The following is a 24,562-nucleotide window of genomic DNA, read 5'->3' as shown; positions in this document are numbered from 1 at the left end:
GGGCCCCGATTGGAACCGGAATGAGCGAAGACAACGAGATCGAAGGCGGCCCCGACAGCAATGGGCAGGCCGAATATGGCGCTGAGAGCATCAAGGTCCTGAAGGGCCTGGACGCGGTGCGTAAGCGGCCGGGCATGTACATCGGCGACACAGACGACGGCTCGGGCCTGCACCACATGGTCTATGAGGTGGTCGACAACGCGATTGATGAGACCCTGGCCGGCTGGGCCAGCCGCGTGGAGGTGATCCTCAACGCCGACGGCTCCTGCACGGTCACCGACGACGGCCGCGGCATCCCGGTGGACATCCACGAGGGCGAAGGCATCTCGGCGGCCGAGGTCATCATGACCCAGCTGCACGCCGGCGGGAAATTCGACCAGAATTCCTACAAGGTCTCCGGCGGCCTGCACGGCGTGGGCGTGTCGGTGGTGAACGCGCTCTCCGAATGGCTGCGCCTGAAGATCTATCGCGGCGGCAAGTCCTACGAGATGGAATTCCGCCATGGCGATGCTGTCGCCCCGCTGAAGGAGACTGGCGTCGCGCCGATGCGGACGAACGGCGAGCCGCTGTCGGGCACCGAGGTCACCTTCCTGCCGTCCACCGAAACCTTCGCCTTCATCGATTTCGACGTGAAGACGCTCGAGCACCGGCTGCGCGAGCTGGCCTTCCTGAACTCCGGGGTGACCATCTGGCTGAAGGACAACCGCGGGGCCGAGCCCTTCGAGGAGGTCATGCACTACGACGGCGGCATCGAGGCCTTCGTGCGCCACCTGGACAAGGCCAAGACGGCGCTGATCAAGGAGCCGATCGTGGTCCGCGGCAAGCGCGAGAACGTCGAACTGGACATGGCTCTGTGGTGGAACGACAGCTACCACGAGAACGTCCTCTGCTTCACCAACAACATCCCCCAGCGCGACGGCGGCACCCACCTAGCGGCCTTCCGCTCGGCGCTGACGCGGATCATCACCGGCTATGCCGAGAGCAGCGGCGCGGCGAAGCGCGAGAAGGTCTCGGTCGGCGGCGAGGACGCGCGTGAGGGCCTGACCTGCGTGCTGTCGGTGAAGGTGCCGGACCCGAAGTTCTCCTCCCAGACCAAGGACAAGCTGGTCTCCTCCGAGGTGCGCCCGGCCGTGGAAGGCCTGGTGGGCGAGGGTCTGGGAAGCTGGTTCGAGGAGCACCCGAACGAGGCCCGGCTGATCGTCCAGAAGATCGCTGAAGCGGCTGCGGCGCGCGAGGCCGCCCGCAAGGCCCGTGAGCTCACCCGGCGCAAGTCGGCGCTGGATATCTCCAACCTGCCCGGCAAGCTCGCCGACTGCTCTGAGAAGGACCCGGCCAAGTCGGAGATCTTCCTGGTCGAGGGCGACTCGGCCGGCGGCTCGGCCAAACAGGCCCGCAACCGCGAGAACCAGGCCATCCTGCCCCTGCGCGGCAAGATCCTGAACGTGGAGCGGGCGCGGTTCGACAAGATGCTGGGGTCCGAACAGATCGGCACCCTGATCACCGCCCTCGGCGCCGGCATCGGCCGCGAGGACTTCGACATCGAGAAGCTGCGCTACCACAAGATCGTGTTGATGACCGACGCCGACGTCGACGGCGCCCACATCCGCACCCTGCTGCTCACCTTCTTCTACCGGCAGATGCCGGAGGTGATCGAACGCGGCTACCTCTATATCGCCCAGCCGCCGCTCTATAAGGCCGCCAAGGGCAAGTCGGTCCGCTACCTGAAGGACGACGCCGAACTCGAGATCTACCTGATCGACGAGGGCGTGGACGGCGCAACGCTCGACCTGTCGAGCGGCGAGCGGATCGCCGGCGCCGACCTGCTGGCCATGGTGCAGACCGCCCGCGGCGCCAAGGCCAACGTCGAGCGCCTGGCCGCCCGCGCGCCGGCCTTCGCCATCGAGCAGGCGGCGCTGGCCGGCCTGCTGGCGCAGGGCGGCGATCCGGCCAAGGCGGCCGCGCGCCTCGACCTCTATGCCGAGGAGGGCGACGGCGCCTGGACAGGCGCGCCTGCCGCTGGCGGCGCCTATGAGTTCAGCCGGGTGAAGCGCGGGGTTTCAGAGCGCATCGTGCTGGACGAGCTGTTGCTGCACGCCGCCGACGCGCGCCGCCTGGCGGAACGCTCGAAGGAGCTGGCGCAGATCTTCTCCGGCAAGGCGACCTACACGCGGCGCGACCGCGCCATGGTGGTCCGAGGTCCGATCGACCTGGTCAATGCGGTGATGGACAACGGCCGCCGCGGCCTCTCCATCCAGCGCTACAAGGGCCTGGGCGAGATGAACGCCGACCAGCTCTGGGAGACCACGCTCGACGCCGATGCGCGCACCCTGCTGCAGGTCAGGGTCAACCACGCCGAGGACGCCGGCGACATGTTCGCCCGCCTGATGGGCGACCTGGTCGAGCCGCGCCGCGAGTTCATCCAGGAAAACGCCCTCGACGCCGAGGTGGACGTCTAGGGGCCGGCTGCAAGGGCTTGTCGCCAGGACATGTTACTCTATAACAGTCTCTGACTTCGAGTTCCGGACCTTCATGGACAGCCGCGAAAACCTCAGCCTGCTCGACGGCTCCGCCATGGGCCTGTCCGGCCTGTGCCTGGCGCATTGCCTGATCCTGCCCCTGATCGGCGCCGCCTTGCCGGCCGCCGGCGCCTGGGCGCGCGCGCCCTGGGTCCATGTGGTGCTGATCGCCTTCGCCGCCCCGCTCGCCGTCTTCGCCCTGGCGCGGCGGGTGCATGGCCGATGGCCGCCGACCCGGCTGCTGGCCCTGGGCTTCGCGGGCGTGGGGCTACTCGCCTGGGGCGCCTTCGGCCCCGAGGGCAGCGAGGTCGCCGCCACCGTCGCCGGCGCCGCGACCCTGGGGGTCGCCCACCTCTGGAACTGGCGGCGTATCCAGGCGGCCTGAACGAGGCGTCCCAACCGCCGATTTCCGCTGGCGCTCGATCCCAGGCTTCACCATATGGGGCGCAAGGGAGCGCGCCATGAAACCGATCCTCCTCGCCGGCCTCTTCGCTGTCGCCATCGCCGCCCCGGCGCTCGCCCAGGCGCCCGCGGCCCCTGTTTCATCGCCGGTCAATCCCGCAGCGGTGAGCGACGACGCCCTCGCGGCCAAGCTGGCCCGTGACGCCGAACTCGCCGACCAGGCCCGCCGGTCGAAGGCGCTGAACGTCGAGATCAACCGCAGGAACCGCGAGGTGCAGGCGCGCAACGATGCGGCCAGGGCGGCCTACGAGAAATCGGTCGCCGACTACCGCGCCCAGCTCACCGCCCGCGACGCCGCCAACGCCAAGGTCCAGGCCGACTACCAGAAGCAGGTCGAGGCCTGGAAGGCCGACGTGGCCGCCTGCAAGGCCGGCGACGCCAGGCGCTGCGGCCCGCCGGCCCCGGAGACCAGGACGGCGTCCAAGGCGCCCGCCGGCAAGCCCGCCGCGCCCTAGGCTTCAGCGCGCCGCCAGCAGTTCGTCCAGCGCCGTTTCCACCCGCGCGGGCATGTCGGCCTCGGGGATGCGGGCGATCTCAGCCAGGCTGAGGCCGTCCTTGCGCATCTGCTCCACCACCCGCCAGCCGCCGTAATAGGCTTCGCGGTTGAGGCCGCTCACCTTGGCGGTCCCCATGGTGACGCCCATCACGGTGGCCGAGTCGCTGAGCGCCAGCTTGCCGCGCAGGTCCTGCAGGATCGGCCGCTCCATCGCCTGGCTCTTCTCCCACCAGCCCGGCGCGGCGCTGACGTAGGTCTGCACGGTCAGGCCGGGGAACACCTCGCGGGTGACGTGCATGGCCAGGCCCTCCTGCAGCATGGTGGCCGCCACCGACCGCTCCCAGCCGCCGCTGAGGCGGGCGACAATAATGTGGATGGCGTGGGTCCCTTCGTGCGCCAGGTTGCGGCGCGGACCTGCGGCTGGCTTTCCAGCGGAATGGCCACCACGGGCAGTTCGCCGCGATAGCTGAAGGCGTTGTTCTCGAACCCGCCCACATAGGTGATGAGCTGGATGTGGACCGGCTGCTTGACCTCGAGGATTTCGGCGACGCGATGCAGGATCGCCATGGGCTGCGGTTGCATGCCGGCCGCGCCCACCTTGGCCGGCGCGACCGCCTCGCCGTATCGGGGCCAGGCCTCGTCGACCAGCTTGCGCGCCATCGCCGCGCCCTCGGGACCTGGCGGCACGGCGGCGAAGCCATAGAGCTGCTGCCACAGCTTGAACCGTGCGTCCGCATCGGGGGCGGCCTTGGCGGCGGCGTACCAGGCCAGGAACTGGGGGCTGAGGTCGACGATGTCGACCGTGAGCGCCCCGTCGCTCAGCGTTGATCTCAGCGGTGCGGGCTTGTCGGCGGCCAGTGCGCTTGCGCTGCAGAACGCGACGGCGCCCAAGGCGATCAACATTGCGCGGAAACGAGCCATGCCGATCTCCTAAATCGTTCGGAGCCGGCGCGCAGCTTAAGGATCAGTCACATTCGATCCGACGTCAGGCCGTGAAGGCGCCCACCACCTCCAGCACGGCGTCGCCATAGCGGGCGAGCTTGCCTTCGCCGACGCCATTGACCTCGCCCAGCGCCGCGCGGCGGCCGGGGCGGGCCGTGGCGATCTCAGCCAGGGTGCGGTCGTGGAAGATGACGTAGGGCGGCACGTGCTGGGCCTTGGCGGTGCGCGCGCGCCAGGCCCTGAGCGCCTCGAACAGCGGCCGGTCGTGGGCGGAGACCTCGATCCCGTCGCGGGCCTTGCGGGCCTTGCGCGTCCGGGCCGGCGCTTCGGCGCGGTGCTGGACCTCGACCCGCCGCTCGCCGCGGAACACCTGCTTCACCGCCGCGGCGTCGCCCACGCCCACCAGCGGGCGGCCGTCGTTGGGGTCCTCGCGCAACAGGCCCTCGAACAGCAGTTGCTCGATCAGGTCGCGCCAAGCCGTGGCGCTCAGATCCTGGCCGATGCCGAAGGTCGACAGCCCGGCCTCGAAGTCGCTGGGCTCCTTGGTCTTGCCCAGCAGGTGGTCCACCAGCCGCCCGCGCCCGAAACGCCCGCCCAGCCGGTGCGCCGCCGACAGCGCCTTCTGGGCGGCCTCGGTGGCGTCGGACAGCTCTACCCGGCCGGTGCAGAGGTCGCACTGGCCGCAGGCCTCGACGCCCGCCTCGCCGAAATAGCGGCGCACGGCCATGGCGCGACAGCCTGTGCCGTCCAGCAGGGCGTAGAGCTGGCGCACCTTGCCCACCTGGGCCTGCTTGACGCCTGCGTCCATGTCCCGCTCGCCGATGCGGCGCAGCGCCCAGCTCATGTCGGCGGCGCCGTAGAGTGTGATGCCTTCGGCCAGGTCGCCGTCGCGCCCGGCGCGGCCGATCTCCTGCCAATAGGCCTCTATAGAGGCCGGCGCGTCGGCGTGGATCACGAAGCGCACGTCGGGTTTGTCGACGCCCATGCCGAAGGCGATGGTCGCCACCATCACCGCCGCCTCGGCCTCCAGGAACTGCTCCAGCCGCTCGCTGCGCGTCTGCTTCTCCAGGCCCGCGTGATAGGCCATGGCCGGGACGCCGGCCTCGACCAGGGCGCGGGCGATCTCCTCGGTCTTGTCGCGCGAGCCGGCATAGACCACGCCGGAGCGGCCGGGCCGCGCGGCGACCAGCTCCACCACCCGCTTCAGGGCCGCGCCGCGCTTGCGCTCCGCCGACAGCACCAGCTCGGGGCGGGCGAAGCTGGCGACGAATTCGGCAGAGTCCTCGAGCCGCAGCTCGGCGCGGATGTCCTCGCGCGTGCGCGCGTCAGCCGTGGCGGTCACCGCCAGCCTGGGGACGTCCGGGAAGAGATCGGCCAGCCGGCCCAGCATCCGGTACTCGGGTCGGAAGTCGTGACCCCATTGGCTGACGCAGTGGGCCTCGTCGATGGCGATCAGCGCCAGCGGCGTCCGCGCCAGGCGGTCCAGCATCCAGGGCTGCATCAGCCCCTCGGGCGAGACGTAGAGCAGGTCCAGTTCGCCGGCCTCGATCCGCCGCCAGGTCTCGGCCTTCTCCTCGGGCTCGATGTTGGAATCCAGCCGGGCCGCCGCCACGCCCGCCTGCTGCAGCCCGGCCACCTGGTCGGCCATCAGCGCGATCAGCGGCGAGACCACCAGCCCCAGGCCCGGCCGCATCAGGCTGGGGATCTGATAGCAGACGCTCTTGCCGCCGCCGGTCGGCAGCACCGCCAGGGCGCCGCGCCCCGCCAGGATCTCGGCGATCACCTCGGCCTGGCGACCGCGAAACTCCGCGTGGCCGAAGGTGCGCCGCAGGATGTCGCGCGCTTCGTCGAGGGGGTTTTGGGCAAGGTCGGCCACAGCGGCGTCCATCGACGTCTTATGGGGGTGAGTCGGGGCGATTGCGAGTGATCCTTCTCCCCTTGCGGGAGAAGGTGTCGTCCGCAGGGCGACGGATGAGGGGTCTCGCCGGGGCTATCGTTGCGATCGTGCGGATAGGGCCACAACCCCCTCATCCGACCTGCTTCGCAGGGATGGCCTTCTCCCGCGGGGGGAGAAGGCGTCAGTCGCGTTCAGGCGTCCATCCGGCTGATGGTCAAGTTGCGCGTCCAGTGGGCGCCCATGCGGTTGACGAACTGCTTGGGCCGTTCGGCCAGCGCCTCGGTTTCCAGCCACAGGCGCTTCAGGTGCCGGATTTTACCGGCGGCGCGGTCGTCCACATAGGAGCTGCGGCCATGCAGCACGTGGTAGTTGTTGATGAACTGCATGTCCCCGGGCTCGAAGTCCATGATGACCGAGTAGTCGCCGCCCTCGGCCTGCTCCTGCATCCAGGTCAGGGCCGCGATGGCCTTCTGGGTCAGGCGCGGGGCGTCGGCGTGGCGCTGCGAGGCCAGGATGTAGGGCCGGATCAGGCGGATGAACAGCCGCCCGTTCAGCTGGCTGAACACCGGCATCAGGTACCAGCCGGGTTTCCCGGGCGCCTGCTCGCCGCGATAGTCGAAGGGTTGCGGCTTGTAGAGCTCGGCCGCCAGGTCCGGCTGCTCGCGCACCAGCCGATTGTGCAGGGCCACGGAGTTGGCGACCGCCGAGAGCCCGCCCGAAATCCCGGTCTGCAGGCACATCAGCCCCACCAGGTCCGAGCCGTCGCAGTGGAAGTCCAGCCCCACCAGACCGATCTCGTTGCCGCGCGAGGTGGGGTCGCCCTGCGCCTTGCCGTGGTCGGTGACATCGCCCAGCAGGTGCCCCTTGGCGTTCTGCGGCCAGGGCCTCCCTAAGTGCGCGCCGATCCCCCAATAGGCCATGCACATCTCGTCGTTCGACCAGCGCTCGCGCGGCAGCCCGCGGATGCGCACGAAGCCGCGCCCATCGATCAGCTCGCGCTCGATCCCCTTCAACCGAACGCCAAGGGTCGGCAGCGGGAACTCCGCCTTGCCGATCGCCAGGAAGTCGTCGGAGACGCCGAAGGCGTGGGCCACCGCCTCGTCCAGCTCATCCACCTCGGCGGGCGAGAGCCGCTCGGTCCATTTCGTCTCGTCGGCCACGTCCGGCGCGGCCCATTCGCAGGCGGTCTCCAGGACCTCGGGTTTGAAGGCGGCGATGTCGTTCATGGCGAACCTCCTATTCCGCAGCCCAGGTTTTCGGGTCATGGGCGGCCGGCGCGGCCTGCGCCCCGCGCAGCAGCCGGCCGGGCAGGGCGCCGGTGGGCGTCCCGTCGCGATAGGTCACCTGGCCGGCGACGATGGTCGCCTCGTAGCCCTCGGCCCGCTGGATCAGCCGCCGGCCGCCGGTCGGCAGGTCATAGGCCACCTGCGGCGCCTTCAGGGTCAGGCGGTCGTAGTCGATGACGTTGAGGTCGGCGCGGTAGCCGGATTGAACCAGCCCACGATCAAAGAGGCCGACCGTCTCGGCCGTGTCGCGGCACTGGCCCTTGACCATCATCTCCAGCGGCAGCTTCGGGCCGCGGGTGCGGTCGCGGGTCCAGTGGACCAGGTTGGTGGTCGGGAAGCTGCCGTCGCAGATCATCCCCACATGGGCGCCGCCGTCCGACAGGCCGGGGACCACGCAGTCGTGCTGCAGCATCCGGTAGGCCGGCTCCAGGCTGTTCTGGGCGTAGTTGAGCAGTGGCAGGTAGAGCATGCCGCGCCCGTTCCCCTCGCCGCCGTCCAGCATCTGGTCCAGGGCGACGCCATAGGGGTCGGCGCCCCGCTCGGCGGCGATGGCGGCGATGGAGCGGTCAGGCGTGGGTTCGTAGTCGGGATTGTCCTCGCCCATCGGATAGATGCGGTCCCAGGCCCGGGCCGGCGACAGGCCGGGCGCGCGGGCGTTCTCCGCCTCCTCGGCGAGCAGCCGGGCGCGGAAGCCGGGATCGCGCAGGCGCGCGACCCGCTCGCTGAGCGGCAGGGCCTTGATCTCGCGATAGCTCGGGTGGCTGGAGAACGGATTGACCGTCAGCTCCAGACCGAACAGCACGCCCACCGGCCGGGTCGCCACCTGCGCGCGCATCTGCAGGCCCGCCGCCTTGGCCTCGCTCATCTGGTCCAGCATCAGGCGCCATTGCTCAGGATCGCGCGGGCTCTGCAACAGGGAGAAGCTGAGCGGCCGGCCGGAGGCCTCCACCACCCGGCGCAGCATGGCGAACTCCTCCACTGGGTCGTTGAAGTCGCTGACCACCTGCAGCACCCCGCGACCGGCCGCGGCCATGCCCAGGGCGATCCCGGTCAGCTCGTCCTCGCCGGCCGTCAGCGTCGCGATCGGCGAGCCGTCGGAGGAGCGGTGGTTCAGGGTGCGCGAGGTGCCGAAGCCCAGCGCGCCGGCCTCCATCGCCCGCTTGGCGATCGCCCCCATGGCCGCGATGTCGGCCTGGGTGGCCGGCTCGCGGTCCACGCCGCGCTGGCCCATGACGTAGACCCGTAGCGCCGCATGCGGCAGCTGGCTGCCCACGTCCACGTCGAAGCGGCGCGACGACAGGGCGTCGAGATAGTCCGGATAGCTCTCCCAGTTCCACGGCAGGCCATCGGCCAGCACCGGGAAGGGGATGTCCTCGACGCCTTCCATCAGCCGGATCAGCCGGTCGTGGTCGGCGGGCCGGCAGGGTGCGAAACCGACCCCGCAGTTGCCCATCACCACGCTGGTCACCCCGTGCCAGGACGAGGGCTGCAGCCGCTCGTCCCAGGTCGCCTGGCCGTCGTAGTGGGTGTGGATGTCGACGAAGCCCGGGATCACCAGCTTGCCGCGGGCGTCGATCTCTTCGGCCCCGCTCCCGGACACCCGCCCGACCGCGGCGATGACGCCGTCCTTCACCGCCACGTCGGCCTCGAAGCCAGGGCCGCCCGAGCCGTCCACGACGTTGCCGCCCCGAATGACCAGGTCCCAAGTCTTCTCGATAGGGGCCTTTTCCATGCGCCGCGCTCCCGGACCGGCCGTCTTCCGGCGGTGTCGGCGGCCATTTTGCCGCCTGCCGGACCCCCTCGGTCAAGCGGCATCGCACCCGCGATCCCGCCTATGAGCCTGCCTGCCTGCCTTACGCCGAGGGAACCCGCGCCCCGCCGCGCACGCTTATCCTGGGTACGCAAATCGAGAGATCAACCAGACCCGTCGCTTCGCGCGTCAGGTCGAGGGAGTAGTCATGACGCTCAAAGCCGCCCTCGCCGCGGCCCTGGCCGCCGCCATTTTCGTGGGCTTCAGCCTGCCCGCGGCCCATTCCCACGCCCATCCCAAGTCCCAGATCGCCCAGATCGACCTCGGCGCGTACTAGCGTTTCGCCCTAGCGTTTCGCCGGCGCGGCAGGCTTGGCCGCCGGCTTCGGCGCGGTCACCGGATCGGCGCAGCCGCTGAGCGGCGAGTCGTCGGGCATATCCACCTCGGCGGCGAAGGCGTGGGTCTCGACGGTCGCGGGATAGACGCAGCTGCTCGCATAGATCTTCACGGTCATCGGCCGCTTGTCCGCCAGGGGCGCGGTCCAGGTGGCCTGGTGCGGCTGGATGCTCGCCCCCGGCGCGGTCGCCGTCACGTCCGGCTGGCCCGGCCGCGACAGGGTGAGTTGGTTGTCGCGGATCTTCAGGCTCCACGACCCGTCCGCCGCCTCGGCGTTGATCGGCTGGACGAAGTTGGCCGCCACATCCGGCGGCGCGGGCGGATTGTCGTTGGAGGTCGGGCCCTTGCCGCCGCAGGCGCAGAGCGCGAGGGCGGCCAGGGTTGCGGCGGCGAGGGCGGCTGTGGAACGGGGCGGATGCATGGAGCCTGTCTTTGGAATTGGGCGGCGCAGGTTAGACTGACCCGGGATGAGTCGGGCGCCCTCCCCCTTCTACGAATTCTTCGCCGGCGGCGGCATGGCGCGGCTTGGCCTTGGGGACGGCTGGGCGTGCGCCTTCGCCAATGATTTCGACCCTTTGAAGGCGGCTGTCTATCGCGACAACTTCCCGGAGGCCGCAGATCATCTGCGCGAAGGCGACGTCTGGAAGCTTTCGGCCGCCGACCTACCGGGACGGGCCGACCTCGCCTGGGCCTCCAGCCCCTGCCAGGACTTCAGCCTCGCCGGAGCCCGCGCGGGCCTGGCGGGCGGCCGTTCCGGGGCCTTTTTCGGCTTCTGGCGGCTGATCGAGGCCCTGGCGGCGGAGGGCCGCCCTCCCCGCGCCATCGTCATCGAGAATGTGGGCGGGCTGCTCACCTCGCACGGCGGCCGCGACTTCGCCGCGCTCGGCCAGGCGCTGGCCGGTCAGGGCTACCGCTTCGGGGCGCTGGAGATCGACGCGGCGGCCTTCGTCCCACAGTCGCGGCCCAGGATCTTCGTCGTGGCCACGCGGGAGCTGGTTCCCCAGGGGCTGATCGGCGAGGGCGCCTTCCAGACCCGCGCCATAAAAGCCGCCGCCGCGGCGCTTCCGGCCGACCTCGCCGCGCGCTGGATCTGGTGGCGCCTGGCCCAGCCTGCGCCGCGCAACACCGACCTTGCTGCCATCCTTGAGCCGGACGACGTGGTCGCCTGGCATCCGCCCGAGCGCACCGCCCGCTGGCTCGCCCTGATGGCCCCCCTGCACCGGGCCCGGCTGGAGGCCACCGCATCGCGAGGCGAGCGGGCGGTGGGCGCGATCTTCCGGCGCATGCGCCTGGAGGGCGGGCGCAAGGTCCAGCGGGCCGAGGTCCGCTTCGACGGCCTTGCCGGCTGCCTGCGCACCCCGCGCGGCGGCTCCTCGCGCCAGGTCATCGTGGCAGTGGAGGCCGGGCGCGTCCGCACCCGCCTGTTGAGCTCCCGCGAGGCGGCGCGCCTGATGGGCCTGCCCGACAGCTACCGCCTGCCGGCCGCGACCACCGCGGCCCTGCACGTGGCCGGCGACGGGGTGGCGGTTCCCGTGGTCCGCTGGCTGGCGCAGGGCCTGCTGGAGCCCTTGCTGCGCCCGGCCGCCGTGATCGCCGCCGAATAGGCTCGGCCGTCCCGCCTTCGCCCCCTTTTATTCGCCGACGGAATCCTTAGGGTCGCGCGCAAACGCCGCGTTTCAGAGGTCCGTTTCCATGGATTCCACCCCCGACAAGGTCTATGACGCCGCGCGCTACGAGCGTGTCGGCCGGGGCAAGATCTTCGACTCCATCCTCGACACCATCGGCGACACCCCGCTGGTGCGCCTGCCGCGGCTGACCGCGGCGCTGAAGCCCAAGGGCGAGGTGGTCGCCAAGCTGGAATTCTTCAACCCGATCGGCTCGGTGAAGGACCGCATCGGCGTCGCCATGATCGAGTACCTGGAGGCCAAGGGCGCCCTGAAGCCGGGCGGCACCATCGTCGAGCCGACCAGCGGCAACACCGGCATCGCCCTGGCCTTCGTGGCCGCGGCCAAGGGCTACAAGCTGACCCTGGTCATGCCGGAAAGCATGTCCATGGAGCGGCGCAAGATGCTGCTGATCCTGGGCGCCAAGCTGGAGCTCACCCCCGCCGAGCGCGGCATGGCCGGCGCCGTCGCCCGGGCCCGCGAGATCGTCGCCGCTACGCCCGGCGCGGTGATGCCGCAGCAGTTCGACAATGTCGCCAACCCGCTGATCCACCGGGTCTCCACCGCCGAGGAGATCTGGAACGACACCCAGGGCCGCGTCGACGCGGTGGTCTCCGGCGTCGGCACCGGTGGCACCATCACCGGCGTCGGCCAGGTGCTGAAGGCCAGGAAGCCCTCGATCCGGATGATCGCCGTGGAGCCGGAGACCTCGGCCGTGCTCTCCGGCGGCCAGCCCGGCCCACACCGGATCCAGGGCATCGGCGCGGGCTTCGTGCCCTCGATCCTCGACCGCCACGTCATCGACGAGGTGATCCAGGTCGGCAACGACGACAGCTTCGCCATGGCGCGGCGCGTCGCCGCCGAGGAAGGCATCCCGGTCGGCATCTCCTCCGGCGCCGCCCTGATCGCCGCCTTCGACGTCGCCGCCCGCGCCGAGGCGGTCGGCAAGCTGATCGTGGTCATCATTCCCAGCTTCGCCGAGCGCTACGTCTCCACCTCGCTGTTCGAGGGGCTGTAGCGGCGGCGGTGGCCGGAACCGACGTCTACCCTCCCGAGAAACGCTCAGCCGTCATGCGCCGGGTAAAGGGCAAGGACACCTCGCCGGAGCTGAAGGTCCGCAAGGCCCTCACCGGGCTCGGCGCCCGCTACCGCCTGCACCGCAAGGACCTGCCCGGCAATCCCGACATCGTGCTGCCGGGTCGCAGGCTCGCGCTCCTGGTCCATGGCTGCTTCTGGCACGGCCACGATTGCCCTCGCGGCGCCCGGGTGCCGAAACAGAACCGCGACTACTGGCTGGGCAAGGTCGGCCGCAACCGCGCCCGCGACGCCAAGACCCGCGACGCCCTGGCGGCCCTTGGCTGGCGCATCGAGACGATCTGGGAGTGTGAGCTGAAGGACGGACTCGAAGATCGACTCCAGCGCATTCTCGATCCTTCTCCCCTTGCGGGAGAAGGTGGCGGCGAAGCCGACGGATGAGGGGTCTCGCCGAGCGGCGGCGCAAATGAGCGGATCGGGCTTTCCAACCCCTCATCCGACCTGCTCCGCAGGCCACCTTCTCCCGCAGGGAAGAAGGAAACTCAGGCGCCGACGACTTCCTCGACCACGATCTCGGTCTTCACCGAATTGGCGATGAAGCAGATCGCGTGGGCCCGGTGGTGCAGGTCGTGCGCCTGGGCCTCGCTGGGCCGCGCGCCCTGGTAGGCGATCTCCGGCTTGAGGGTGACCTTGCTCACCCACATCTCGCCGTCGTCGCGCTTGGTCATCAGGCCCACGGCCGCGTCGCGGTAGCGGGTGACCACGAAACCCGCCTCGCGCGCCACGTGCAGGAAGGACAGCATGTGGCAGGTGTTGATCGCGCCCACCAGCATCTCCTCGGGGTCGATGGCGTCCGGCGCGGCCCACTTGTTGCCGACCACCTGGTGCGAGGCGGTGCCGGGCACGCTCACGCCCGAGCCGAACACCACAGAATGGCCGCGGCTGTAGCGGCCGTTCGGGAAGTCGCCGCCCGCTTCCAGGCTCCAGTCGGACGTCGCGTAGTAGCTGGCCATCGAACTCCCTCGGAACGCCGCGCCTCAGAAAGCCGCCGCGGGCAGCGCCATCAGCACCTCCGCCCCGGTCTTCAGCTTGGTCAACCGGCTGGAGGTCTCCGGCAGCACGCGCGCGACGTAGTAGCGCCCGACCGCCAGCTTCTCGGCATAGAGCGGGTCGCTGTCGCCCGCCGCGATCTTCGCCTGCGCCGCCTTGGCCATCATCGCCCACATGTAGGCAAGCGCCGTCAGGCCGAAAAGATGCAGGTAGTCGGTGGACGCGGCGCCGGCGTTGTCGGGGTTCGCCAGGCCGTTCTGCATCAGCCACAGGGTCGCCTCCTGCAGTTCGCCCTTGGCCTTGGCCAGGCCCTCGGTAAAGGGCTTCATCGCCTCATCCGGCTCGTTGGCGGCGACGAAGGCGTCCAGTTCGGCGAAGAAGCCCATGACGCCGCGCCCGCCGTCGGCGGCCAGCTTGCGGCCCACCAGGTCCAGGGCCTGGATACCGTTGGTCCCCTCGTAGATCAGCGCGATGCGACAATCGCGCAGGTACTGGCTGACCGGGAAATGTTCGGTGAAGCCCGAGCCGCCATGCACCTGCATGGCGTCGGAACAGACCTGGAAGCCGCGGTCGGTGAGGAAGCCCTTCAGCACCGGGGTCATCAGCGCCATGTAGTCGTGGCCCTTCTGGCGCACGGCCTCGTCAGGGCTCGCCTCGGCCAGGTCGCCGTGCAGCGAGGTCCAGGAGAGGAAGCAGCGACCGCCCTCGACGATCGCCTTCATGTCCATCAGCATCCGGCGCACGTCCGGGTGGACGATGATCGGGTCGGCCGGCCCGTCGGGGTTCTTCGGTCCGGTCAGCGAGCGGCCCTGCAACCGGTCCTTGGCGAATTCGGCGGCGGCCTGGTAGGCGGCGCTGGCCTGGGCGATGCCCTGCACGCCGACGCCCAGCCGCGCCTCGTTCATCATCACGAACATCAGGTTGAGGCCGCGGTTCTCCTCGCCGATCAGCCAGCCGGTCGACTCCTCGTGGGCGATCACGCAGGTGGCGTTGCCGTGGATGCCCATCTTCTCTTCCAGGCCCAGGAACTTCACGGAGTTCCGCACGCCCGGCTTGCCGTCCTTGTCCGGGATGAACTTCGGCACGATGAACAGGCTGATGCCGCGGGTGCCGGCCGGCGCGCCCTCGATGCGGGCCAGCACCAGGTGGACGATGTTCTCCGTCAGGTCGTGCTCGCCCGACGAAATCCAGATCTTCTGGCCGGAGATCTTGTAGGTCCCGTCGCCCTGCGGGACCGCCTTGGTGCGCAGCAGGCCCAGGTCCGTGCCGCACTGCGGCTCGGTCAGGTTCATCGTCCCGCCCCACTCGAAGCTGGCGAGCTTGGGCAGATAGAGGTCCTTCTGCGCCTGGGTCCCGCCCACGTGGATCGCCGAATAGGCGCCGTGCGTCAGGCCCGGATACATCGAGAACGCCATGTTCGCCGCCGAGCTCATCTCGGAAAAGGCGACGTTGACCACGTGCGGCAGGCCCTGACCGCCGTAGGCCGGGTCGGAGCCCAGCGCCGGCCACCCGCCATCCACCAGGGCGCGATAGGCCTCCTTGAAGCCCTTGGGCGTGGTGACCGTGAAGTCCGCATGCCAGGTGCAGCCCTGCTTGTCGCCGACCCCGTTCAGCGGCGCCAGCACCTCGCCGGTGAAGCGGCCGGCTTCCTCCAGCACCTGGTCGATCACGTCCATCGACGCATCGGCGAAGGCCGGCAGGTTGGCGTAGCGCTCGAGTTCGAGCACGTCGCGCAACAGGAAGGCGTAATCCCGGACGGGCGGCTGGTAGGTCATCGCGGCCTCTTCGCTGGAAAGCCGCGACGGTCCCGAGTCAGCGGCTACTTGGCTTCGCTATGTTCCACGCCATCCAGCCTACGACGCAACATCTGATCGTAGTCGGCGGCGCGCGGCAGCAGGTCGGGGCGGGTCGCGGCGAGGCGCGCTTCCAGCGCCTGGCAGCCGTCCCGCAGCTCCTTGATGGCGTTGTCGATGTCGACCTTCTGGCTTTCCAGGGCGACGATCCGCTCCTGGAACTTGCGCAGGCTCTTGGCCGCCTGGGCCGCGCCGCCGTCGTCCACCTCGTAGAGGTCAAGGATCTCACCGATCTCGGCCAGCGCCAGGCCCACGCGCTTGCCGCGCAGGATCAGCTGCAGGCGGGCGCGGTCCTTGTAGGAATAGACGCGGTTCATGCCGTCGCGGGCCGGGGCGAGCAGCCCCTTGTCCTCATAGAAGCGCAAGGCCCGGGGCGTGCATTTGAACTCCTGGCAGAGCTGGCGAATGGTGAAGGTTCGGTTCGGGCGGCGCAGGTCGCTGTGCATGGGCAGTCCTCTTCGGACGCGTGTTGGTGTTATCTGTTGACACTGTAAAACTATGCTTCCGTTTGGGTCAAGCAGGCTGACGCAACGTCGCCCCAGGAATCGACAGGCAGGACCGACCAGGGATTCGCCTCACAGGGGAACCACATCGCTTGGCCGCGGGGCCGACGTGGGCCTAGTCTGCGCCCAGTTTCGGGCCGGTTCGGGGGATGTTTCGTGAAGCGTGGTCTGTTCGCAGCGGCGGCCGCCGCGGCTCTCGTCCTGGCGTCCGCGCCGGCCCTGGCGTTCCAGCAACAAGGCGGCCCCGCGCGGCCCGCCGACGCCGTGGCCGGCCTGACCCGCCAGGACGGCCTGTTGCCCACCTATGTCGACAAGGAGAAGGGCCGCATCCTGGTGGCCCTGCCGGCGGCCGACAAGGACGGGGTCAACGGCCGCTTCCTCTATGTGACCGCGCTGAAGACCGGGTTGGGATCGGCGCCCATCGGCCTCGACCGCGCCCGGGTCAGCCAGTCGAAGATCCTGGTGTTCCGCCGCATCGGCCAGAAGGTGATCGCCGAGTACGAGAACCCTCACTTCATGGCCGCGCACGGTACGGCCGACGAGGCCGCCGCCGCCCGCGACGCCTTCGCCGTCTCCACCGTCTGGGCGGGCCGCGTCGAGGGGGTGACGCCGGACGGCCGGGTGCTGGTGGACCTGTCGAGCTTCCTGACCCGCGACGTGGAGGACATCGCCGGCGACCTGCAGCGCGCCGGCGAGCGCGGCTTCAGGCTGGTCCCGGAGCTTTCGGTGGCCGACCCCAGTGCGGTGAAGGTCTTCCCGCTGAACCTGGAGTTCGAGGCCCGCCAGACCTTCGCCTCCGACACGCCCAGCGCCGAGGTTCGCAACATCGCGCCCGAGCCCAAGTCGATCACGCTCACCGTCCGCCACAGCCTGATCAAGCTGCCGGAGCCGGGCTATGCGCCGCGTGAGGCCGACCCGCGCACCGGCGGGTTCAACTCGATCGTCTACGACTATTCCGTGCCTCTGGATAAGGACATCGCCGTCCGGCTCGCGCCGCGCCACCGGCTGGAGAAGACCGACCCGACCAAGGCGGTTTCCACGGTCAAGAAGCCCATCGTCTACTACGTCGATCGCGCCGCGCCGGAGCCGATCCGCACCGCCCTCATGCAGGGTGCCGCCTGGTGGGCCAAGGCCTTCGAGGCCGCCGGCTACAAGGACGCCTATCGCGTGGAGATCATGCCCGAGGGCGCCGACCCCCTGGATATCCGCTACAACGTCATCAACTGGGTGGACCGCGCCACCCGCGGCTGGTCGTACGGCCAGTCGATCACCGACCCGCGCACCGGCGAGATCATCAAGGGCTCGGTGCTGCTGGGCTCGCTGCGCGTGCGCCAGGACATGCTGATCTTCGAGGGGCTGGTGGGCGCCGACCAGGACGGCAAGGGCGGCCCGAACGATCCGGTGCAGGTGTCGCTCGAGCGCCTGCGCCAACTCGCGGCGCACGAGGTGGGCCATACGTTGGGCTTCGCCCACAACTTCGGCGCCTCGGTCCAGGGGCGCCCCTCGGTGATGGACTACCCGCCGCCGCGCATCAAGCTGACCAACGGCAAGATCGACCTCTCCGATGCCTACGGAAAGGACATCGGCGACTGGGACAAGTTCATCGTCGACTGGCTCTACGCCGACGTTCCGGCCGGGCCAGCGGGCCGAAAGATCCTCGACGACAAGGCCCGGGCCGCCGCCGAGAAGCTGCGCTTCGTGCAGGACGACGACGCCCGGCCCATCAACTCCGGCCATCCGGACGGCGCGATCTGGGACGACGGCCCCGATCCCATCGCCGAGCTGGACCGCATGATGGCCGTGCGCAAGGTCGCCATCGACCAGTTCGGCGAGCGGGCTCTGCGGCCCGGCGAGGCGCTGGAGGCCCTGCGGCGCAAGTTCGTGCCGATCTATCTGCTGCACCGCTACCAAGTGGAGTCGGCGTCGAAGTCGGTGGGCGGCGTCGACTTCGGCTATGGCGTCAAGGGCGACAAGAGCGCTGTGGCCATCGTCGTCCCGGCCGCGCGCCAGCGGCAGGCGATCGCCAGCCTGCTGGCCGCCATGACGCCCGAGGCGCTGGATACGCCGGAGCGGCTGGTCGCGCTCTTGTCCTCCGGCCAGTCCGGCCGCCCCGACCGCCAGACGACCATCGAGGTGATCCCGACCGCCGCCGGCTCCATCTACGACAGCCTGTCCGCCGTGGACGTGGGCGCGACCGTGGTGCTGGACACACTCGCCTCGCCCGAGCGCCTGAACCGCTTGGTCGACCAGCACCGGCGCGACCCGAACGAACCGGGCGTGAGCGAACTGGCGGGGCGTATGTTGGACGCAACCTTCAAGCCGGCCAGCGGCCGCTACGCCGAGGTCGCCCGGCGCATCCAGACCCGCACGGTCCTGGCGCTGGCCGGCGCGGCGCGCGCGGCGGCGACCTCGCCCAATGCCGCCGCCGACATCGACCAGGCGCTCGCCGACCTCGCCGACAAGCTGAAGTCCCAGCCCGGCGCCGACCCCGACGAGGGCGCGCACCGCCTGCACCTGGCGGCCCTCATCACCGACAAGGATGAACTGAAGCGGGTGCTCGCCGACCCGAAGATGAAGGTCGAGGTCCCACCCGGCATGCCGATCGGCGAGGACGACGACGGGGATTTCTAGGCGTCGGCGCCGGCGGTCAAAAATGTGCAGTTGCCACCGACCCAGGGCCGCTGAAAGTCGCGTCCAAGCTGGGGGCGACCATGGATTCTGCGGCGGCGTCATGGCCGGATCGGCGGGGCTTCCTTCTCGGCGCCGCAGCAAGCGTCCTCCTGCCCAGGGCCGGTCGGGCCCACGGCTACCGCGCGCCCCGCACGGCTTTTGGAATGCCTGATCTCCAGGGCATCTGGACCAACGCCTCATACACCGACCTCGAACGACCGCCGCAATTCAAGAGCCTGGTGATATCGCCGGAGGAAGCGGCCAAGGCGGAGGCGATGTTCGCCAGGATCGGCAGCTTCGACCCCAAGGACGTCGATCCCCTGGGCCAGAAGGATTCGGAGACCTGGGAAATCGGCCATGGCCTGGCGCGCGTGCGCGGCGAAATCCGGACGTCCTGGATCGTGGATCCGCCGGATGGTCGGCTGCCGTTCAACACCGAGACGCGCAAACGCTTCCACTACGATCAGAAGGATCGCCCCCCGAGAGGCCGCGACAATCCCGAGGAACGCTCGATCACAGAGCGCTGCATAGGCTCGGAGGGCGGCTATCCGCCGAACCTGCCGAGCCCGGACGGCAACTACACGCAGATCATCCAGACCGCCGACGACGTGGCGATGCTGAGCGAGAAATACCACGACGTGCACATCATCCGTCTGGGCGCGAGACACGCGCCCGCCGCGGTCACCTCGTGGATGGGGGATGCCATCGGCCGATGGGACGGCGAAACGCTCGTGGTCGAGAACACGAATTTCTCCGCCGCGGGCCTTAGCCGCACCGAACGTCTGAAGATTTCATCGGCTGCGACCATCGTCGAGCGGTTCACCCGGACCAGCGCGACCGACTTGCTTTACGAGTTCACCGTCACGGACCCGACGCTCTACACCCAGCCCTGGCGCGCCGAGATGCCCTTCCGCAAGACCAAGGGGCCGATCTACGAATACACCTGCCACGAGGGCAATTACGGGATGAGCAACATCCTCTCCGGCGCGCGCTACGAGGAGCGCCACGCCGGCGCGAATTGACCTCGCCTAGGCTAGGAGCTCGCCCCTCAGCGCCCGCTCGACGAGAGCGACCGTCCGCTCGACCCCGAAGATGGCCACGAAGGAGCCGAAGCGCGGGCCCTGGCTCTGGCCCAGAAGCACCTCGTAAAGGGCGGAGAACCAAGCGCGCAAGGGCTCGAACCCGGCGGCCTTGCCGACCTCGAACACCTCGTTCTGGATCGCCTCGGCGTCAGCCCCGGCCGGGAGCGCTTTCAGCTTCGAGACCAGGTCTTCCATCGCCGCGCGTTCCTGCGCCGTGGGCGCACGGAACTGCTTATTCGGCTTCACGAAGTCCTCGTAGTAGTTGATCGCGTAGCCCGCGAGCTTGTCGAGCAGGGGCTCGCTGACCGGCGTCGCGTCTGGAATGTAGCGTTCGATGAAGCCCCAGAGGATGTCCTTGGTGGACGCGTCGGCCGCCGAGACCAGGTTCAGCAGCAGCGAGAAGCTCACCGGCGAGCCGCGCTCCGGCGGCGCGCCGCCATGGACGTGCCAAGCCGGGTTGTCGATGGCGGGCGCGTTGCCGCCCTCGGCGCGGGCCTTGTTGAAGGCGTCGAGCTGCTGGATGTACTCGTCCGTCGCCTTGGGGATGACATCGAAATAGAGCCGCTTCGCCGACTTCGGCGACTGGTACATGTAGTAGGCCAGGCTCTCGGGCGCGCCGTAGCGCAGCCACTCCTCCATGGTCAGACCGTTACCCTTGGACTTGGAGATCTTCTGGTTGTTCTCATCCATGAAGAGCTCGAAGTGGAAGGCGAGCGGCGGCTCGCCGCCCAGCGCCCGGACGATCTTGTCGGACACGCGGACGCTGTCGATCAGGTCCTTGCCCGAGGCCTCGAAGTCGACCGATAGCGCCGTCCAGCGCGCCGCCCAGTCGGGCCGCCATTGCAGCTTCACACGGCCGCCGGTGACCGGAACCTCGGTCAAGGTCCCGTCCTCGTCGGGGAAGACGATCGTGCCCGTCTCGACGTTGCGCTCCAGGGTCGGCGCCTGCAGCACCCGGCCGGTCTTCGGGCTGATCGGCAGGAAGGGCGAATAGGTGGCGCGGCGCTCCTCGCCCAGCGTCGGCAGCATGATCGCCTGCACCGCGTCGAAACGCGCCAGGATGCGCAGCAGGACCTCGTCCAGCCGCCCGGACTTGTAGGTCTCGGTGGAGCTCATGAAGGTGTAGTCGAAGCCGAAACCGTCGAGGAAGGCGCGCAGGCGGGCGTTGTTGTGCGCCCCGAAGCTCTCGTACTCGCCGAACGGGTCGCGCACGCTGGTGACCGGCTTGTCGCGGTCCTCCTCCAGCATCGCCTTGTTGGGCACGTTGTCGGGGATCTTCCGGAAGCCGTCCATGTCGTCGGAGAAGACGATCAGCTGCGTCGGGATGGCGTCCTCGGTGAGCGCGCGGAAGGCGGTGCGCACCATGGTGGGCCTGGCCGCCTCGCCGAAGGTGCCCATGTGCGGCAGGCCTGACGCGCCATAGCCGCACTGGAAGATCACCGGCCTGGCCAGCGCCGGCAGGCTCGCCACCGCCTTGGCGAACTTGCCCTGGGCGAACAGGGCCGCGGCCAGGTCACGCTCGGCGTCGGAGAGGCGCAGGCGAACGATACGCTCCAGGAGGAGGCGCGCCTGCTCGAACGGCCAGCTCCTGGCGTCGCGCGCCTGATGGGACAATCCGGTCAACATGGGGCTGGCGGGTTACAGGCCGCAGGCGTGTGGCTCAAGCGCCAAGTGCATCCGACCCTTCTCCCCTTGCGGGAGAAGGTGGCCTGCGGAGCAGGTCGGATGAGGGGTTGACGGTCAAGGGGAGAAGGAACAGCGACCTCTGACTGTCGCAAAAGCTGCGCTATGGTCCGGCCATGAAACGCATCACCCCCGTCACCGGCATAGTCGCCGCCGCCCTCCTCGCCCTCGCCGCCTGCTCGAAGCCGGCGCCGGAGGCCCAGAAGACGCTCAGCTTCTCCATCGTCTCCACCGAGGCGACCCAGACCCAGATGCAGGAATGGGGCCCGTTCCTGAAGGACATGGAGAAGGCCACGGGGCTGACCGTGAAGCCGTTCTTCGGCTCCAACTACTCGGCCCTGGTCGAGGCCATGCGCTTCAAGCAGACCGACCTCGGCTGGTTCACCAACCAGTCGGGCCTTGAGGCGGTGCGCCGCGCGGGTGGCGAGGTGTTCGCCCGCACCACCCATCCCAATGGCCACGACGGCTACCAGGGTGTGATCATCGTCAAGAAGGGCTCGGGGATCACCCTCGACAGGCTCCTGAAGTGCGACCGCACGCTCGACTTCGGCATGGGCGACGCCAAGTCGACCTCGGGCACGCTGGCGCCCAACACCTATCTGTTCGGGCCGCGCGGCATCGATCCGGTCAAGTGCTTCAAGACCGTCCGCTCGGCCAGCGCCGAGGCCAACCTGTTCGCGGTCGGCAACGACGTCCTGCCCGCCGCCACCGACAACACCCGCTCCATGGATCGCCTCGCGGTGATCGATACGCCCGACGCCAAGAGGGTGATGGCGGCCCTGCAGGTGATCTGGACCTCGCCGACCATCCCCGAGGATCCGATGATCTGGCGCGCCGACCTCGACCCGGCGGTGAAGAAGAAGGTCGCCGACTTCATCTTCGCCTACGGCGTCGGCGACACCGACGAGGCCAAGCGCCAGCGCGCGATCCTGGAGCGCATCCAGACCGGCGCCTTCAAGCACGCCGACAACACCCACCTGCTGCCCGTGCGCGAGATGGAGGCCACCGGTGAGGTGGTGCAGGCCAAGGCCAAGGGCGATACCGCCGCGCTCGCGGCCGCCCAGGCCAAGCTCGACCAGGTGAAGAAGGAAGAGGCGGCCCTGCCGAAGGGCTAGTCGCGCAGCAGGAAATGCCCGCGCAGCGCCGCGAACGGCTTGTCGCGGTCCTCCTGCCAGGCCTCCACATGGACGTTGGCGATGCGGCGGCCGACCTTGCGCAGGTCTGCGCGGGCGTAAGAGGTGAGCCCGCCGCGCCCGGGGCGCAGATATTCGATGGTCACGTCGATGGTCTTGGGCATCCGACGCGCCGGCTCCGCCACCGAAAGCTGGGCGAGCGCGGTCATCTCCAGGAAGGCGCCGATCACCCCGCCGTGCAGGGCCGGGATGAAGGTGTTGCCGATCAGGCGCCCGGACGGCGGCAGGATGGCGGTCATCTCGTCGCCCGCCAGCTCGGCCTGCATGCCGAGGAAGCGGATGTAGGGCACGCGACTCAGGAAGCTTTCGAGCTGCTGCTGGGCGGCGTCACTCATGCGCCAGCACCTTGATCCGCCGGCCCTCGATCCGCCTGGCCGTGGCCGGACATGGTGGCGATCATCTCCGGCGTCGGTCGGTTCAGGATGAAGGCCGCCTGGGCGGTGGCCACCAGGTCGGCGCGGTCCACGTCCCAGGCCTCGGCGCGGACGAAGCCGATGGAGCGGGTGATCTTGTAGCAGTGGGCCTCGCAGGTGACCCCGGTCCGGGGCGCGGCGGCGCGCATGTAGTCGATGCGCAGGTCGAGGGTGGCGGTGGAGAAGGGCTCGGTCCCGGCCGCCGCGGCCATGGCCAGGCCGCAGGTGTGGTCGAGCAGGGTGGTGACCACGCCCGAGGCGATCACCCCGGTGTCGGGATCGCCCACCAGGTCTTCGCGCCAGGGCGCTTCGAGCGAGCCTCGGGCATGGGCGACGGAGACGAAACGCAGGCCGAGCGCCGCGGCCTGCGGCGTCACTTCCACCATCCGCTCGGCGATCTGGCGGAAAACCTCGGGGACTTCGCTCATGCCGCAAGGCGGTAGGGCGACCCCAAAGGCGCGTCAACGCCGGTTCTTGGGCGCGCAGCCTTTTCGGCCGCACTACATTGCCTCCCAGATGATCCGCCCGCAGGACCTGCTCTGCCCGAAGCCGCAGGGGCTCTATTGCCCGCCCGGCGACTTCTACATCGATCCAGTGCGCCCGGTGGCGCGCGCCGTGATCACCCATGGCCACGCCGACCACGCGCGCGCCGGCCACGGCGCGGTGCTGGCGACGCCTGCCACCCTCGACATCATGGCCGAGCGCTATGGCGCGGAGTTTGCGGGCTCGACCCAGGCGGCGGCTTATGGCGAAGCGGTCCCGCGCGATGACGTCGAGGTGACCCTGGTCCCGGCGGGCCACGTGCTGGGCTCGGCCCAGGCGGTGGTGCGCTGGAAGGGCCTGACCATGGTCGTCAGCGGGGACTACAAGCGCCGGCGCGATCCGACCTGCCCGACCTTCCAGCCGATGTCCTGCGACGTGTTCATCTCCGAGGCCACCTTCGGCCTGCCGGTCTTCCGCCACCCGCCGGACCATGAGGAGATCGCGCGCCTGCTGCGTTCGGTGGCCCAGTTCCCGGAGCGCAGCCATCTGGTCGGCGCCTATGCGCTCGGAAAGGCGCAGCGGATCATCTGCCTGCTGCGCGAGGCGGGCTGGGACGCGCCGATCTATGTCCACGGCGCGCTTGAGCGACTGAACGCGCTCTACGAACGCCATGGCGTGGCGCTCGGCGACTTGCGGCCCGCGACCGGCGGCGCCAAGGCCGATTTCGCCGGCCAGATCATCCTCGCCCCGCCGTCGGCGACCCAGGACCGCTGGAGCCGCCGCTTCCCGGACCCGATCACCGCCTTCGCCTCCGGCTGGATGCGGGTGCGCGCCCGCGCCCGCCAGGGCGGCATCGAATTGCCCCTGGTCATCAGCGACCACGCCGACTGGGACGAACTCACCACCACCGTCGACGAGCTGCGCCCCGGCGAACTCTGGATCACGCACGGCCGCGAGGAGGCCCTGGTCCGCTGGGCGGAGCTGCACGGCGTGACCGCCCGGGCGCTTCGGCTGGTGGGCTACGATGACGAGGACGACGGCTGATGGACTCCTGAACGGGATCATTGCGGTCGATCACAGAAATGTTATCGTCACCTCAGATTGGGACCTGAACGGAGACGAGCCGTGACACGGACCCCGCTTCTATTGGCCTTGGCGGCCACCCTTCTCACCCTCACCGCCTGTAGC

The 24,562-nt window shown here is 69.7% G+C and carries 23 protein-coding genes; 11 read left to right on the top strand and 12 right to left on the bottom strand.

From position 1 onward, the window contains the following. Nucleotides 1–20 precede the first annotated feature (20 nt). The 3 genes from gyrB to VGL85_RS11825 all read left to right on the top strand — a co-directional run bounded on the left by gyrB (nt 21) and on the right by VGL85_RS11825 (nt 3,433). On the top strand, nt 21–2,456 hold the full coding sequence (gyrB, locus tag VGL85_RS11835) for a DNA topoisomerase (ATP-hydrolyzing) subunit B (protein WP_331589146.1): 2,436 nt from the start codon (nt 21–23) through the stop codon (nt 2,454–2,456). A 73-nt stretch (nt 2,457–2,529) separates the two neighbouring features. Beyond that, nucleotides 2,530–2,901, top strand: a complete 372-nt coding sequence (locus VGL85_RS11830) for a MerC domain-containing protein (RefSeq protein WP_331589145.1) — start codon at nt 2,530–2,532, stop codon at nt 2,899–2,901. 76 nt (nt 2,902–2,977) lie between these two features. Further along, the gene (locus VGL85_RS11825) at nt 2,978–3,433 is read left to right on the top strand and encodes a hypothetical protein (RefSeq protein WP_331589144.1); all 456 of its coding nucleotides are present in this window, start codon (nt 2,978–2,980) and stop codon (nt 3,431–3,433) included. A 3-nt stretch (nt 3,434–3,436) separates the two neighbouring features. Here the strand turns inward: VGL85_RS11825 and VGL85_RS11820 are convergent, their stop codons facing one another. The 5 genes from VGL85_RS11820 to VGL85_RS11800 form a co-directional block, all read right to left on the bottom strand. Next, complete coding sequence (locus VGL85_RS11820; protein ID WP_331589143.1) at nt 3,437–3,805, bottom strand: hypothetical protein; 369 nt, start codon at nt 3,803–3,805, stop codon at nt 3,437–3,439. Then, nucleotides 3,739–4,395 carry a hypothetical protein gene (locus tag VGL85_RS11815; protein WP_331589142.1) on the bottom strand — a complete coding sequence of 219 codons (657 nt, stop codon included), beginning with the start codon at nt 4,393–4,395 and terminating at the stop codon, nt 3,739–3,741. Before VGL85_RS11815 ends, VGL85_RS11820 begins: the two co-directional genes overlap by 67 nt. 64 nt (nt 4,396–4,459) lie before the next feature. Then, on the bottom strand, nt 4,460–6,304 hold the full coding sequence (gene recQ / locus VGL85_RS11810) for a DNA helicase RecQ (RefSeq protein ID WP_331589141.1): 1,845 nt from the start codon (nt 6,302–6,304) through the stop codon (nt 4,460–4,462). Nucleotides 6,305–6,504: 200 nt separating this feature from the next. Further along, nucleotides 6,505–7,539 carry a TauD/TfdA family dioxygenase gene (locus VGL85_RS11805; protein ID WP_331589140.1) on the bottom strand — a complete coding sequence of 345 codons (1,035 nt, stop codon included), beginning with the start codon at nt 7,537–7,539 and terminating at the stop codon, nt 6,505–6,507. Nucleotides 7,540–7,549: 10 nt separating this feature from the next. Further along, nucleotides 7,550–9,331 (bottom strand): N-acyl-D-amino-acid deacylase family protein, encoded by a 1,782-nt coding sequence (locus VGL85_RS11800; protein WP_331589139.1) that lies wholly within the window; start codon nt 9,329–9,331, stop codon nt 7,550–7,552. A gap of 226 nt (nt 9,332–9,557) precedes the next feature. Between VGL85_RS11800 and VGL85_RS11795 the strand changes: the two genes are divergently transcribed. Then, a complete protein-coding gene (locus tag VGL85_RS11795; protein ID WP_331589138.1) occupies nt 9,558–9,686 on the top strand; it encodes a hypothetical protein in 129 nt (42 codons plus the stop codon). 9 nt (nt 9,687–9,695) lie between these two features. On the opposite strand, the gene VGL85_RS11790 is transcribed toward VGL85_RS11795, so the two are convergent. Next, on the bottom strand, nt 9,696–10,166 hold the full coding sequence (locus tag VGL85_RS11790; RefSeq protein ID WP_331589137.1) for a hypothetical protein: 471 nt from the start codon (nt 10,164–10,166) through the stop codon (nt 9,696–9,698). A gap of 46 nt (nt 10,167–10,212) precedes the next feature. Here VGL85_RS11790 and VGL85_RS11785 point away from each other — a divergent pair, with 46 nt between their 5' ends. The 3 genes from VGL85_RS11785 to VGL85_RS11775 all read left to right on the top strand — a co-directional run bounded on the left by VGL85_RS11785 (nt 10,213) and on the right by VGL85_RS11775 (nt 12,885). Further along, nucleotides 10,213–11,349, top strand: a complete 1,137-nt coding sequence (locus tag VGL85_RS11785; RefSeq protein ID WP_331589136.1) for a DNA cytosine methyltransferase — start codon at nt 10,213–10,215, stop codon at nt 11,347–11,349. Between the two features lie 88 nt (nt 11,350–11,437). Continuing rightward, complete coding sequence (cysK, locus tag VGL85_RS11780; RefSeq protein ID WP_331589135.1) at nt 11,438–12,427, top strand: cysteine synthase A; 990 nt, start codon at nt 11,438–11,440, stop codon at nt 12,425–12,427. Nucleotides 12,428–12,435: 8 nt separating this feature from the next. Beyond that, a complete protein-coding gene (locus VGL85_RS11775) occupies nt 12,436–12,885 on the top strand; it encodes a DNA mismatch endonuclease Vsr (protein ID WP_331589134.1) in 450 nt (149 codons plus the stop codon). 101 nt (nt 12,886–12,986) lie between these two features. Here VGL85_RS11775 and VGL85_RS11770 read toward each other — a convergent pair whose 3' ends face one another. The 3 genes from VGL85_RS11770 to VGL85_RS11760 are packed head-to-tail and all read right to left on the bottom strand — an operon-like array spanning nt 12,987 to nt 15,793. Then, on the bottom strand, nt 12,987–13,457 hold the full coding sequence (locus VGL85_RS11770) for an OsmC family protein (RefSeq protein WP_331589133.1): 471 nt from the start codon (nt 13,455–13,457) through the stop codon (nt 12,987–12,989). Nucleotides 13,458–13,481: 24 nt separating this feature from the next. Then, nucleotides 13,482–15,269, bottom strand: coding sequence for an acyl-CoA dehydrogenase C-terminal domain-containing protein (locus VGL85_RS11765; protein WP_331589132.1), 1,788 nt, complete (start codon nt 15,267–15,269; stop codon nt 13,482–13,484). 44 nt (nt 15,270–15,313) lie between these two features. Continuing rightward, nucleotides 15,314–15,793, bottom strand: coding sequence for a MerR family DNA-binding transcriptional regulator (locus VGL85_RS11760; RefSeq protein ID WP_331589131.1), 480 nt, complete (start codon nt 15,791–15,793; stop codon nt 15,314–15,316). Nucleotides 15,794–16,006: 213 nt separating this feature from the next. Between VGL85_RS11760 and VGL85_RS11755 the strand changes: the two genes are divergently transcribed. Together VGL85_RS11755 and VGL85_RS11750 are read left to right on the top strand one after the other, a co-directional pair. Beyond that, on the top strand, nt 16,007–18,481 hold the full coding sequence (locus VGL85_RS11755) for a zinc-dependent metalloprotease (protein WP_331589130.1): 2,475 nt from the start codon (nt 16,007–16,009) through the stop codon (nt 18,479–18,481). A 203-nt stretch (nt 18,482–18,684) separates the two neighbouring features. Next, nucleotides 18,685–19,542 (top strand): hypothetical protein, encoded by an 858-nt coding sequence (locus VGL85_RS11750; RefSeq protein ID WP_331589129.1) that lies wholly within the window; start codon nt 18,685–18,687, stop codon nt 19,540–19,542. Between the two features lie 6 nt (nt 19,543–19,548). Here VGL85_RS11750 and VGL85_RS11745 read toward each other — a convergent pair whose 3' ends face one another. Beyond that, on the bottom strand, nt 19,549–21,228 hold the full coding sequence (locus tag VGL85_RS11745; RefSeq protein WP_331589128.1) for a lysine--tRNA ligase: 1,680 nt from the start codon (nt 21,226–21,228) through the stop codon (nt 19,549–19,551). Nucleotides 21,229–21,401: 173 nt separating this feature from the next. On the opposite strand from VGL85_RS11745, the gene phnD reads away from it, so the two are divergent. Beyond that, nucleotides 21,402–22,400, top strand: a complete 999-nt coding sequence (gene phnD, locus VGL85_RS11740) for a phosphate/phosphite/phosphonate ABC transporter substrate-binding protein (protein ID WP_331589127.1) — start codon at nt 21,402–21,404, stop codon at nt 22,398–22,400. Here phnD and VGL85_RS11735 read toward each other — a convergent pair. Both VGL85_RS11735 and VGL85_RS11730 read right to left on the bottom strand, forming a co-directional pair. Then, on the bottom strand, nt 22,397–22,813 hold the full coding sequence (locus tag VGL85_RS11735; protein WP_331589126.1) for a PaaI family thioesterase: 417 nt from the start codon (nt 22,811–22,813) through the stop codon (nt 22,397–22,399). The two genes, phnD and VGL85_RS11735, sit on opposite strands and share 4 nt — an antisense overlap. Continuing rightward, entirely contained in the window at nt 22,810–23,319 is a 510-nt protein-coding gene (locus VGL85_RS11730) for a PaaI family thioesterase (RefSeq protein ID WP_331589125.1), read from the bottom strand. The genes VGL85_RS11735 and VGL85_RS11730 overlap by 4 nt, the downstream gene beginning before the upstream one ends. Before the next feature lie 88 nt (nt 23,320–23,407). On the opposite strand from VGL85_RS11730, the gene VGL85_RS11725 reads away from it, so the two are divergent. Further along, the gene (locus VGL85_RS11725) at nt 23,408–24,418 is read left to right on the top strand and encodes a ligase-associated DNA damage response exonuclease (protein ID WP_331589124.1); all 1,011 of its coding nucleotides are present in this window, start codon (nt 23,408–23,410) and stop codon (nt 24,416–24,418) included. Nucleotides 24,419–24,562 lie beyond the last annotated feature (144 nt).

Source organism: Phenylobacterium sp. (assembly GCF_036501465.1).
Taxonomy (GTDB): Bacteria; Pseudomonadota; Alphaproteobacteria; order Caulobacterales; family Caulobacteraceae; genus Phenylobacterium.
Note: the sequence above shows the minus strand (reverse complement) of the source record. Positions and strands in the feature narration are given on the sequence as shown.